Here is a 12,853-nt window from a genome sequence, read left to right as displayed (position 1 = left end):
AGAGCTTGGTGGTGAGAGTTACCGTGTTGTAGCACGTTACGATGGCAAACCTGCATCTGGCCTAGGTATTAAGCTTGCCAGTGGTGCAAATGCCCTTGACACAGCCGAAGGTGTAAAAGCTGCGATTGCAGAGCTAAAAGCGTTTTTCCCTGAAGGGTTAGACGTGGTTGTCCCTTATGATACTACTCCATTTGTTTCGTTATCGATTGAAAAGGTAGTGCATACGTTAATAGAAGCGGTCGTGCTGGTATTTGTTGTTATGTATCTGTTTTTACAAAACTTCCGTGCTACGCTTATTCCAACGATTGCCGTGCCGGTGGTGTTACTAGGCACTTTTGGTATTTTGTACACGTTTGGCTATTCAATAAATACATTAACCATGTTTGCCATGGTACTTGCCATAGGCCTACTGGTTGATGATGCCATAGTTGTGGTAGAAAACGTTGAACGTGTAATGAGCGAAGAAAAGCTTTCTGCACTTGAGGCAACACGTAAATCAATGGATGAAATCAAAGGCGCGTTAGTGGGTATTGCTATGGTGCTCTCAGCGGTATTTATTCCGATGGCGTTCTTTAGTGGCTCTACCGGTGTTATTTATCGACAGTTCTCTATTACGTTGGTATCAGCAATGGGGCTATCGGTATTGGTGGCACTTATTTTAACACCTGCGTTGTGTGCCACGCTTTTAAAACCAAGCCATGTTCACGATAACAGCTCGTTATTCGGTCGTTTTTTCAGTGGCTTTAACCGCGGATTTGATAAAACTAATTCAGGTGCGCAAAGCTTTGTCAGTCGTATGATCCGTTTATCTAAGCGCTATCTTTTATGTTATGGCCTTATTGTAGCGGGTATGGTGTATATTTTTTCAAGCTTACCAACGGCATTTTTACCAGATGAAGACCAAGGTATTTTGTTTAATCAAGTCTCATTACCTGCAGGCTCAACAACTGAAGAAACCCTTGAAGTAGTTAAAAAAGTAGAAAAGCACTTTTTGAACGATCAATCGGATGCTGTAAATGGTATTTTCACAGTAACTGGATTTAGTTTTGCAGGTTCTGGTCAAAACTCAGCAATTGCCTTTGTTAACTTTAAGCACTGGGATGAGCGCCAAGGCGAAGGTTTATCTGTACAAGCAGTTGCAGGTAAAGCAATGGGCTATTTTTCTACCATTAAAGAAGCGTTTGTATTTGCTTTTCCGCCGCCAGCGATTGTGGAACTAGGTACAGCTAATGGCTTTAATATTTTCTTACAAGACCGTGTTGGACTTGGCCACGACGCACTACTGGCCGCACGTAACCAGCTATTAGGATTAGCAAGCCAAAGCCCAATTCTCGCGGGCGTACGCCCTAATGGCCAAGAAGATATGCCTGAGCTACAACTTGATGTAGACCTTGCTAAAGCTCAGGCTCTAGGCGTCTCGCAAGCTAATATTAACAGCACGCTTGCTACGGCATGGGGCAGTAGTTATGTAAATGACTTTATTGATCGCGGCCGTGTAAAAAAAGTATACCTACAAGGTGATGCTGAATCGCGTATGGTGCCAGAGGATTTAAACAAGTGGTATGTACGTAATGATAGCGGTGATATGGTGCCATTTTCAGCTTTTGCCAGTTCGCATTGGACCTATGGCTCGCCACGTCTTGAGCGTTACAATGGTTTTTCAGCTATGGAAATTCAAGGTACTGCTGCGCCGGGTTACAGTACAGGTCAAGCAATGGATGAAATGGAACGTTTAGTTAAGCAACTCCCTAACGGCATTGCCTCTGAGTGGACCGGTATTTCGTTTCAAGAGCGCTCAAGTAGCGGCCAAGCGCCATTGCTATATGGTTTATCACTGTTGTTTGTATTTTTATGTTTAGCAGCGCTTTATGAAAGCTGGTCTGTACCGTTTGCGGTTATGCTTATTGTGCCACTGGGTATATTTGGCGCTATGGTTGCGGCAGTAACGGCTGGATTATCTAACGATATATACTTACAGGTTGGTTTGTTAACTACCATAGGTCTTGCCTCTAAAAATGCCATATTAATTGTAGAGTTCGCAATTCATAAAATGCAAGAAGGCTTAGGGTTGGTCGATGCGGCTATTGCAGCAGTACGCTTACGTTTACGCCCAATATTAATGACCTCAATGGCCTTTATTTGTGGTGTTATACCGCTTGCTATTGCCTCAAGTGCCGGCTCAGGTGCGCAAAATGCTTTGGGTATTTCGATTATAGGTGGAACGCTTGCCTCTTCTATTTTAGTGGTGGTATTTGTGCCGTTATTCTTTGTATTGGTTCGTCGTTTATTTCCTATGGCAAATAGCGAAGACAAAAAGGAGCGCGAACAATGAGCATAAGACGTTTAAGTTTAAGCGCTATTACGCTTGTTATTTTAAGTGGTTGCCAATTAGCCCCTGAGCAAAAAGAGCTTACTTTACCAGTTCCAGATGCATATGCATCTGGTACTGAGCAAGCAGCAGCGCAACAGTTACAGTGGCAGCAATTTTTTAACGATAAAAAATTAAAAAACCTGATCAGCTTAAGCCTTGAGCATAATAAAGATATACAAATTGCAGCGCTTAATGTGCAGCGTGTACGTGGCTTATACCAAATTGAGGACTCGGCTTTATATCCGTCGCTTGATTTAAACGGTAGCGGCACACGTCAACGTTTACCGGCTGATTTATCAAGTACGGGTGAAGCCGCAATCAGCTCACAATACAGTGCAACAGTGGGTATTACTTCTTATGAGTTGGACATTTGGGGCAAGGTACGTAACCAATCCGAGCAAGCCCTGCAAAACCTTTATAGCACTGAGCTTACTCAGTACAGTACGCAAATCTCACTCATTGCTCAGCTTGCTAATGCCTGGCTAAACTATGCCACTGACTTGCAATTATTAGAGCTAGCTAAAGATACACTGAAATCGCAGCAAGAGTCGCTTTCGCTTACGCAAAAAAGCTTTGATTTAGGCGCTACATCGGCCATTACGCTTGAGCAGCTCAAAAGTACTGTCGCCACAGCAAAAGTAGATATAGCAACATATAAACGTTTGTTAAAACGGGATAAAAGCGCGTTAGATTTACTGGTAGGCCAGCCTGTGTCGAGTGATTTATTGCCGACTAACTCGCTAACAAATTTACTCGATTTACCAGAGGTGCCGGTAGGTTTGCCCTCTGACTTATTAACGCAGCGACCTGATATTAAAGCCGCTGAGCACGCTTTATTAGCCGCAAACGCGAATATTGGTATAGCACGTGCGGCTTTTTACCCAAGTATAAGCTTAACGGCAAATGCGGGCTCTGCATCAAGTGACTTAAGTGGCTTGTTTGATTCAGGCTCAGGGACGTGGAACTTTGTACCGTCAATCAACTTACCCATTTTTAATATGGGGCGTAATCAAGCAAATCTTGATGTAGCAAAAGCCGACCAAGAAATTGCGGTGGCTACATATCAGCAAAAAATTCAAACTGCATTTCGTGAAACTGCCGATGCACTGGCAGATAGAGAAGGGTACAAAGAGCAGCTTGATGCACTTGATATGCTAATAAGCTCACGCCAATTAACTTACGATTTATCAAAAATGCGTTATGAAAAAGGTGCCGATAGCTACTTGCAGGTACTTGATGCTCAGCGCACGTGGTACTCGGCTCAGCAGCAGTTAATTACGGGAAGACAGGCTTATTTGGCTAGCCAAATTAATTTGTATAAGGCCCTAGGTGGCGGTTGGAATATAGCTAATACACCTAAGCAAGAGCAGTAAAATGAAAGGTAATACAACGTTAGATTATGCGATGCCTATGCCGAGTATGATTGTCAGTTTAGTACTGGAGTTGTCTCATGAGTATTAAAGCTAAAAGGCATACAGACCCTGCTCTGGCGCAAGCAAGGCGCGATCAAGTGCTTAGTGCGGCAGCAGAGTGTTTTCGCCGCAAAGGGTATCATGGCGCAGGTATGGCCGAAATATCTCGCACTGCGGGTATGAGTGCTGGGCATATTTATAACTACTTCGAAAGCAAAGAGGCAATAATTGAAAGTATTATTGCTAAAGACATGGAAGAAATGTTTTCTATCTTTCAGGAGTTTGAAGAACACCCAGGTGATGTACTGCAAGCACTTATAGATGGCTTAAACATGGGTGTTCAAAGGCATATGGATACCGGTGCTTGTGTTATTGATTTAGATATGATGGCAGAAGCAGGTCGCAATAATAAGGTGGCCTCGCTTTTACGTGACATGGATATTCAAGCACGCGCTCGCATGCGCCAACTGCTGACCAGTGAGCGTAGTTCACTTAAAAACACGGATGAACAAGAGCTTGAAAGTCGCATTAACGTTATTTTTTCAATGATGGCGGGGTTACTGCTACGTAAAATGCTCTACCCTGAACTCACCGAAGAAACGGTGTTAATTGCGCTAAGGCCTGCAATGAAAACCTTACTAATGCCGTTCGATAAAGGCCAGTAATTGAAAATAAAAAAGCGAGTTTCAGCACTCGCTTTTTTTATGCTAAATGCGTTCTACGCACCACAATAGTGCCATTGCAGCGATAGCAAAGGAGCCAATTGGGATCACCCATTTTATGTAAATAGGTTTATTGCGCATTGTTAGTAACAACGGCAATGCAATACACAATATACTCAGCTGCCCAAGCTCTACACCTAAATTGAACGCTAAAATGCTAAGCAATTGATAATCACTCGAGAGCCCAAGCTCACCAAGCACACTGGCAAAGCCCATACCGTGTAATAAACCAAATGCAAAAGTTAGCCAGCCAAGGCGCAATATAACCGGCCATACGTTATTTAAAGCTGCAAATAATACTGAAATTGCAATACCAAGCTCTACCCAGCGGCTATTCGGCGACACCATATTAAGTGCAGTCGCTGTTAAAGTAAGTGAATGGGCGAGGGTAAATGCCGTTACAATCCAGGCTGTGTGCTTAATTATTTGTTTTTTAGAAGTGATTGCCTGCCATTGTTTGTTAGTACGATACAATACACAGTTTAAAAGTAAGGCAACTAAAAATAAAATATGGTCAATACCAATCCAAATATGCAATACACCTTGGTAAACATATTGGTTAAATGTGCTTAGGTAACTTGCTTGCTGTGTAGAAAACGTTTGTTGTTGCTCATCTTTGGTAAACACGCGCGATACCTGATTTAGATTAACAATCACCTTGTGATTAGCATCGTGCTCAAAAAAAGCACTGTAGTTAAGGGTGATATCGGCATTATTGGCGCAATTAAATAGCAGCGGTAAAACTAAATAAGCCTCATTAAAATGGTTATCTAATTGGTAGTTATCAGCAATTGTTAGCGGGCAAGTTTGCAAGTTTTGTAAAACAGTAAAATTAGATTTTGCATAGCGATTAATGGCTTCGTTTTGTGACTTAAGTTCGGCCCAGCTTATTTGTTGGTCTTGGTTTAAATCAAGCGCAACGCTTTGTTCTAAGTCGTTAATATTTATTTGCCATGTACCTGTATATTGCTGCGGATTTTGCACGTTATCTAATGTAATGTAACTAGTACTTAGTTGGTGTGCATATGTACTAAAAGTGCATATTAGTGTAACAAGTGAAGCGGTTAAAAAAGAGCTTATTGTTTTCATAAGGTGTCCCTAGCCATGGCATTAGCTTGGTGTAATAGGTGTTGATCTATGCTCATTTTTGCTTGCTGCCAATTTATATTTGCCCAATATTGTGCCTTGGCTTTATCTACTTTTACATGAATATAATAGTTAGCTAAGTCATTGGCATGAAAAGTATCTTGTCGTTGTTCTCGAAAGTTAACTCGTTGCTGCATACGTGTTTGCCACTGTTTACTTCCTTTAAGTGTGCTGCGTTTTTCAGCTATGGCGAGCCTAAGTAAAACAGCATCTTCAAGTTGACTCTTTAAATTACTAAATTGACTCAAGGTATTAAGTACCTGCTCAGGGTTGTTTTGGCTTAGCTGTATATCAGCCCATAACACAATGAGGCTCACAGGTGCTTTGCTTAAATCAATACTCTTAATGTGCTCAAGCGCTTCATTGAGCTTGTTAAGCCTAAACGCCATCTCACTAAGTACCTGCTTGGTTGTTAAGCTTATCTCTTTATTTTGAGTAATATTAAGTAATGATTGATAGCTTTGCTGTAATTGCCCTTGCTGACTTTGAATATCAAGCACACAGGTTGTTGCGGTGATAACGCTTGCTGCACCAATAACAGACACACAGTGTTGCTTGGCTTGTTCAAACTTACCTTGTGTCATCAACATATTTGCCAATAAAAGATGGGTATTGACATGGCTTGGGTGTTTTTTTATTACAGTATTGGCAACTTCAATAGCGCGTGTAAATTGATGTTCTTTTTGTAACACTCGTGCATATAAATAGCCTATTTGTGCCGTGGGCTCTTGTTTATAAAGTGCTGCTAAGCGGTTTTTTAGCACGCCTTGATAACGTTCAGTTTGCCCTATGTATTGGCTGTTTAAAACTAAAGTGTTGAGTTGCTCTAGTGTTAAATTAGCGCTAATTAATGAATTACTGGTTGCAATAATATCGTCATCATTTGGAATTGTGGGCTTTGCAAGCACGTTACTTACAAACAGTGCAGCGCAAAAAGCAAAGAGCATTTTTTTATAATGACAGTGCATTGTTTTATCCTCTTAAAAAAGCCATCCATGGCCATCAGCTTAAATTACTTACCTGACGAAATAGTACTTACATCGGTATCTGTATTGGTAAAAACACGCCCATTAGTCGACAGTGGCTCATCGTTAGGGCTTTGATTAAATGCATCACTGGCAAATTGTGCAAAATCTACTTGCAAAGCCTCAATGGTAATATCAACCATAGCTGTCACTTGCTGGTTTACCCCATCAGATACGCCAAATATAAAGCTGTCGCTGCCTGTTGCTTCTTTATTGGGAGTATAGGTAAAGCTGCCATCGCTATTGACTACTACATTGCCAAGTGACGGCTCTGTGGTGAGTGCATAGGTAAGTGAGTCGCCATCGGCATCGGTAGCCACTAACATGTCGTTAATTTCAACTTCTGTTTGTGTGGTTAGCATTACATCACTTACACTGGGTGCTGTATTTACCACCGGTGTAGGCAGTTTATTGTCATCATCGTTGCTACATGCGCTAAGCGTTAGTGCGCCAAGTAGTACACCGATATGAGTAAGAGTTAAATTACGCATACGTTACTCCTTATTTAGAGCCTGCAAGTGGGGTGGCTAAGTATGGGAAAGTGGCATCCATCATGCTTGCATCAACTGGCGCACCATCAGTGAATGGCACTGTACCTACATCAGCATCCTCTGGTGTACATAGACCTAAGTCGGTGTCTTCACCATTTACAGGAATAGGATGACATAAACGCCCCATTACTACGCGAAGTGCAATATCTACTACATCATCACCTGGGCGACGGCCATTTGGAAAGCCCGCTAAATCATCACCAGCAACACCAAATGCAGATTGCTCAGCTTGGGGTGTGGCTGCAATTGCGGTATTTAAGCGTAACATTTCTGAAGGTGTTACCGTTGCTTGTTGGTTTACTCCAGCAAAACCGGTTAAAAATGCAGTAATTAAATCAGTACGTGGAAAATTAGTGGGGGCGAGAGTGTCTAAATTAGCGCCAAGTGTGGTGTTGACTGCATCTTTAAATAAAATATTTAAAAGCTCAGGTAAAGAGGGGTGCGAAACATAATCTAAAAATTGCGCATCATCTTTAGGGTGAGCTGTTGAGAAGGTATCTTTGTCTTTAATACCAATAACAAGCTCGTTAACTAAAGGGTTACCTAAGCGTGAAACCTGTGTTAATGCACCGCCATTTACTGCGTTATCTGCAAACTTAGCGTTCGGGTTTAAAATGCGTGCTTGAGGTAGGCTCGCTGTAGTCCAAGAGCCAATTACGCCGTTGCCATCACCCACAATACAGCTTTTAGGCATTTCAATGGCAATTGATGTCACATTTTTATCAATAAGGTCATCATTATCAGCCGATTGCGTAATACCTCCAGGGAAACCACTACCATCGCCCGCACCTGGCGCACTATCACCTTCTACAGGCACATAGTTAACTAAATCAAAAGTTTTACCTAAGTTAACAACAAATGGGTCTTTACGTTGGCCTACAAATACTTTGGCCATATTGTCACAGCCTGGTACCGACACTTGATAAACAAACTGATCGGCATAAGTTTGGTAATCAGCCATTGAATTAAATGTTTTATCGCCTACATAATCTAGCGGTTTGTTGAACGTGGTTGAGCTGGTGGTGGTATTGCTTAGTGTGGTACTGGTACCTGTGCGTTGTGGGCCGTTAATCATGCTTAGTGTATATGACTCACTAAAATTTGCAGCGCTATCATCACCAGCTGCAACGCCACCTACGTTTTTAAGCGGTACAGATACAGTGCGTTGATTACCTTCTGGGCCAACAGTTAACTGAACACCCTGGTTATCGTTTGGCAGCATACTGGTAAAATTAAAGGCAAAAGTAATATCTTCTATTGCATCACCATCATTATCAATATGAATACTGTAGGTTGCATCTGGATCCATAGCAAAGTAGTTAGGGCCGCCGTAGGCATCTTGTAATGGAATATAATTGGCAATAAACGTAACGTAATCGTCTCTGCCTGCTTCATAACTATTAAATACGTAAAAGTCGGTAGAGTCTAAAGTTGGAAAGCGGCTAATGTTCGGCGCTTCACGATGACTGGATGCCTCGCTAGAGGTGCTTACTAAGGTACTGCATACTACTACTGCGAGTATAGATGGAGTTAAAGCTTTCATGACTTTTTCCTTTAGTTTTGATTGGAGTCATCATTAATAACGAAGCAAAAAGCATAATGGATGCAAAAAAGTTAAAATATTTTATTTTTTGTTAAATTAAATAATGAAAGAGGAAGCTAATGCGCGATTAGCCTCCTCTTTTTAGAGCATGCAAAAAGCTATAAAATAACTAGCTCAGTGGTATAAAGTACCTCAGTTGGTGAGCCATTAGGTGAGCCACCGAGTGGCTCTAAGCTTACTGCAAGTAAGGCAATGTTTTGCGCGTTAAAGCGTGTGTCTTTTAATAATAGTTTTTCGCCTTGTTTAGGCAATAAGCCTAGCGAAATAGGTGCATCTTGTCCTTTTAAAATCATCCAAAGTTCGTAGTCTTTATCTGTTTGAGCAACTAATTGAGTGCTGGCTTTAACTGATAATACTTGCTCGTTCACATTAATAAACCACAGTGATTGTTTATTTTGGTTTTGCACCAGCGCAATTTGCTGGCTATCTTGGAGTTGTGTGGTTGGCTGAATAATTAAAAATGCTAAAATAATACAGGCTGCTGTGGCTATAAATGACCAAGTACGCCATAACGATGGAGCTGGTTTTATGACTGTTTTAGCTGGCGGGGAAGTGTTTTCTATTTTATCTAAGATGTGTTGCCATACATGAGCGCTGGGTGCTTGTGGTGTAATTGCACTGGCTAAGTCATTTAAATTTTGCTCCCACATAACGGTAGCTTCGCGCGCTTGTGGTAGGCTCAACATTAAACGCTGAAAACGCTTTCGGGCAAGCCCCTTTAATGTGCCTAGCACATATTGAGCCGCTAAAGTCTCAAGTAGTTCTGGTTTGTTATAATTCATAACGTTAAACACCTCTGCAACTGCTGCAAACCACGCCTGATCCAGCTTTTAACCGTACCTAAAGGCGTTTCTATGTAATTGACTAGTTCACCATGGCTCAAGCCCTTGTAATAGGCTAAATGTATGGCTTGTTTTTGCTGTGGTTCGAGTTGTTCAATACAATCAACAAGTTTAGTTTGTTCGTCGTAACTAACATCGATTGCTTGTTCATCGTATTGCTCATCGCCCATGGCTTGTTCTTTTCTGACCTTATGATAGCGCAGTGCATCTAAACATCTGTATCGAACTATGCTTATCATCCAGCTTATTACAGTGCCTTTTGTGGCATTGTACTCAGATGCGTTATGCCAAATTTTAATAAATGCCTCTTGCAATACTTCTTCTGCGTGAGCGCGGTTTGAAAGCATATTCAAACTAATCGCAAATAATTTCCCACTGGTTTGCTGATATAAATCGGCAAAAGCGGTTTTGTTACCCTGTGCAGTTTTACACAAGAGGGGGAGTAAATTATCGTTTTCCATATAGATCCTGTTGTTTTTATTATTACTGATTAAACGTTTAAGGGTGGGAATTGGATGCACACTTTTTAGCTGACTTTTCATATTAGCTGTTATGCGCATCTAAACAAGTTTTAATCTTAAAGAATGCACTTTAATGATGAGAAAAAATGACCGACTTAAATGTAAAAAGCACATATTAGTTAACTAATTTAGAAGGGAGTGAATTATAGTTATTAATAATCAGTAGGTTACAATGATTTCTAGGCGCTAAATTCGTGTTTTATTGGCGTGTAAATTGCTACTAAACTTGCACAAGGCTGTTAAAAAACATAAAAACAGTAAATACAAAGGAGCATTTATGTGGGCTGCAACGAGTTATTTAATTTTAGCGTTAATTTTTATATTGATAGGCTGGGAGGTTAACTCGGTTTATTTTGCTGTGGTATTTTATTGGAGTGCACTTTCGCTGTTATTAGTTAGCGGTGCTTACATTTTCAACATAGCTAAAATTTTTAGAAAGCGCGAAAATGGCGTTATTCCGTTTTATATACGTTGGGCGTTTGTGCCCTTTTTGCTCGGTGCCCAGATTTACAATGCCTATTCTAGAAAGCACGATAAAGTCCCACCAATTCAAAAAATTAATGATCACTTATTTTTAGCGTGCCGATTATTTCCCTCCGATATTGATACATTAAAAGAAAACGGGATAACAGCAATTTTAGATGTTACCTGTGAGTTTGATGGTTTAGAGTGGAGTTCAACGCAAGAAAATATTAGTTACTTGAATATCCCAGTACTTGATCATAGTGTGCCTACGCATTCGCAGTTAAATCAGGCAATAAATTGGATCCATCATCACATAAAAGACGACCGCCGCGTGGTAGTTCATTGTGCACTAGGAAGAGGACGCTCTGTATTTGTAATGGCAGCGTATTTATTGAGCCAAAATAAAGATGCAGATGTACATCAAATACTTGCACAAATTAAAGAAACCCGCCAAACAGCCAATTTGAATAAGCACCAGCTTCGCCATTTAGTAAAACGACATAAAAAGGGTGAACTGGTTATTAAAAATAAAGCCGTTATTATTGCAAACCCTGTGTCGGGCACTAAACTGTGGCAAGACAAAGAGCCCTTAATAGTGGCTAGGCTGTCGGAATATTATGATTTAAACGTTTTAACTACCTCTAAAGAAGTAAATGGAATTGAACTTGCTAAACAAGCTATTAAAAATAAGCCAGACATAATAATTGCCTGTGGCGGTGATGGAACCGTGACAGAAGTAGCTAGTGTGTTGGTAAACACTCAGTGCAAGCTGGGTATTATCCCAATGGGTACAGCCAATGCTTTAGCCCATGTGCTTATGGGTATTAGCTCTAAAATAATTCCTGTTGAGCAGGCCTGCGAATTAATTATAGATGGTCAAGCACATACAATCGATACCGCCTATTGTAATGACGAGCTCATGCTGCTGTTAGCAGGCGTTGGTTATGAGCAGTCTATGATAGAAAAAGCCGACAGAGAAGCAAAGAATAAATCGGGACAGCTTGCGTACTTAAATGGTTTTTTTCAGGCATTTAGCGAACAAAAAGCGCAAACACTTTATGTCACTCTTGACGATAATCAAACCCAAGAGGTGCATACAAATAGCTTTATCGTGGCCAATGCGGCACCGTTTACAACGCTACTCGCTCAAGGGGGAGGGCAACCCGATCATGAAGACGGGTTATTAGACATAAATTGGCTGCTACCAAGTGAAGAAAATACAACCAGTGTATTGAGTATCGCCGAGCTAATGTTTAGCAGTATTACTCAAACCCAATTGGCTATTAGCTCGCATCATACCAACGCTAAAAAAGTAACGATTACTGCAGATGAAGACATAAAGTACGTGCTAGATGGTGAGGTAAAAACAGCTAAAACACTGGTTATTAAAATAGACCCAGGATCGCTAAAGGTTATTAGCAAAGAGTTGTAAATACAAAAAGCACGGTTAAACGTGCTTTTTTATTGCGTTTTGTTTATTACTTTTTAATAGACGGCCAAACAAAACCGCTTGTATCAGGCTTGCTCATGTGTTTAGGCCGCGCGGCGCCTTTAGGCTTACGTAGTGGCTTGTTACTTAACGTATGAAGGTAAAGCGCTTCTACTTTATCACGCGCCCAAGGGGTTTTACGTAAAAACTTTAAGCTCGACTTAATACTAGGTGAGTCGGTAAAACATTTAATGTTTACTTGCTCGCCCATGGCTTTAAAACCTAAGCGCTGTTCAAGCTCTACTAAAATTTGTTCTAAAGTCACCCCGTGAAGAGGATTTTTTGGTTGATTATCCATAGCCATACTACTTATTTAAACTGTGCGCATTGTAGCGTAAATCCGCATATAGCGCTAATTGACCCTAATGGTTTTAGGCTTAGAGGAATAAACAAGATTGCCTTTTTTATCTAATTTTAACCAAATGAGCTTACTGTTATTATGCTGAGGGTTACTAGCCGCGCACACTAAGATAAAAGAATGTACTTGTACCAACGCGCCTTCACTATAACGTTTGTTGTCGTACCAACAAATATCACCAGCGTTAATAACCTCGTTAGCGTCAATAATAGAATGTGTTTTAACTGTTTTTGCATAGCTGCTAGGGGCTAAAGTGAAAGTAATTAAAAAAATAAATAAAACCATAATATGGCGCATGGGCGACCTCGAATTTTGATAGTTTAAAAATAGTACACACGATTAAAAAAC

12 protein-coding genes are annotated in these 12,853 nt (G+C 40.8%); 4 read left to right on the top strand and 8 right to left on the bottom strand.

The genetic code is table 11. The features are described from left to right. The 3 genes from AABI99_RS16140 to AABI99_RS16130 form a co-directional block, all read left to right on the top strand. Positions 1-2,332: efflux RND transporter permease subunit (locus AABI99_RS16140; protein WP_338367110.1), on the top strand; the 2,332-nt coding region annotated here is incomplete at its 5' end. After that, on the top strand, positions 2,329-3,744 hold the full coding sequence (locus tag AABI99_RS16135; protein WP_338367109.1) for an efflux transporter outer membrane subunit: 1,416 nt from the start codon (positions 2,329-2,331) through the stop codon (positions 3,742-3,744). The genes AABI99_RS16140 and AABI99_RS16135, both read left to right, overlap by 4 nt. A 77-nt stretch (positions 3,745-3,821) precedes the next feature. Then, positions 3,822-4,448 carry a helix-turn-helix domain-containing protein gene (locus tag AABI99_RS16130; protein ID WP_338367108.1) on the top strand — a complete coding sequence of 209 codons (627 nt, stop codon included), beginning with the start codon at positions 3,822-3,824 and terminating at the stop codon, positions 4,446-4,448. Positions 4,449-4,490: 42 nt separating this feature from the next. Here AABI99_RS16130 and AABI99_RS16125 read toward each other — a convergent pair whose 3' ends face one another. The 6 genes from AABI99_RS16125 to AABI99_RS16100 form a co-directional block, all read right to left on the bottom strand. Next, entirely contained in the window at positions 4,491-5,594 is a 1,104-nt protein-coding gene (locus AABI99_RS16125; RefSeq protein WP_338367107.1) for a HupE/UreJ family protein, read from the bottom strand. Beyond that, positions 5,591-6,619, bottom strand: a complete 1,029-nt coding sequence (locus tag AABI99_RS16120) for a tetratricopeptide repeat protein (RefSeq protein WP_338367106.1) — start codon at positions 6,617-6,619, stop codon at positions 5,591-5,593. The genes AABI99_RS16125 and AABI99_RS16120 overlap by 4 nt, the downstream gene beginning before the upstream one ends. A 44-nt stretch (positions 6,620-6,663) precedes the next feature. Then, positions 6,664-7,167 carry an Ig-like domain-containing protein gene (locus AABI99_RS16115; protein WP_338367105.1) on the bottom strand — a complete coding sequence of 168 codons (504 nt, stop codon included), beginning with the start codon at positions 7,165-7,167 and terminating at the stop codon, positions 6,664-6,666. A 10-nt stretch (positions 7,168-7,177) separates the two neighbouring features. Then, a complete protein-coding gene (locus AABI99_RS16110; RefSeq protein WP_338367104.1) occupies positions 7,178-8,770 on the bottom strand; it encodes a DUF4331 domain-containing protein in 1,593 nt (530 codons plus the stop codon). Between the two features lie 158 nt (positions 8,771-8,928). Beyond that, positions 8,929-9,612 carry an anti-sigma factor gene (locus AABI99_RS16105; protein WP_338367103.1) on the bottom strand — a complete coding sequence of 228 codons (684 nt, stop codon included), beginning with the start codon at positions 9,610-9,612 and terminating at the stop codon, positions 8,929-8,931. Beyond that, positions 9,609-10,133 carry a sigma-70 family RNA polymerase sigma factor gene (locus AABI99_RS16100; RefSeq protein WP_338367102.1) on the bottom strand — a complete coding sequence of 175 codons (525 nt, stop codon included), beginning with the start codon at positions 10,131-10,133 and terminating at the stop codon, positions 9,609-9,611. Before AABI99_RS16100 ends, AABI99_RS16105 begins: the two co-directional genes overlap by 4 nt. Positions 10,134-10,470: 337 nt before the next feature. Here AABI99_RS16100 and AABI99_RS16095 point away from each other — a divergent pair, with 337 nt between their 5' ends. Further along, positions 10,471-12,090, top strand: a complete 1,620-nt coding sequence (locus AABI99_RS16095) for a diacylglycerol kinase family protein (RefSeq protein ID WP_338367101.1) — start codon at positions 10,471-10,473, stop codon at positions 12,088-12,090. 46 nt (positions 12,091-12,136) lie between these two features. Here AABI99_RS16095 and AABI99_RS16090 read toward each other — a convergent pair whose 3' ends face one another. Together AABI99_RS16090 and AABI99_RS16085 are read right to left on the bottom strand one after the other, a co-directional pair. Continuing rightward, positions 12,137-12,445 (bottom strand): VF530 family protein, encoded by a 309-nt coding sequence (locus AABI99_RS16090; RefSeq protein ID WP_338367100.1) that lies wholly within the window; start codon positions 12,443-12,445, stop codon positions 12,137-12,139. Between the two features lie 54 nt (positions 12,446-12,499). Beyond that, positions 12,500-12,790: a DUF1496 domain-containing protein gene (locus tag AABI99_RS16085; RefSeq protein WP_338367099.1), complete on the bottom strand. Its 291-nt coding sequence runs from the start codon at positions 12,788-12,790 to the stop codon at positions 12,500-12,502. Positions 12,791-12,853: the final 63 nt, after the last annotated feature.

Origin of the sequence: uncultured Pseudoalteromonas sp., from assembly GCF_963922945.1 — a bacterium.
Classification (GTDB): Bacteria; Pseudomonadota; Gammaproteobacteria; order Enterobacterales; family Alteromonadaceae; genus Pseudoalteromonas.
The sequence above is the reverse complement of the archived record's forward strand: the minus strand, read 5'-3'. Positions and strand labels throughout refer to the sequence as shown.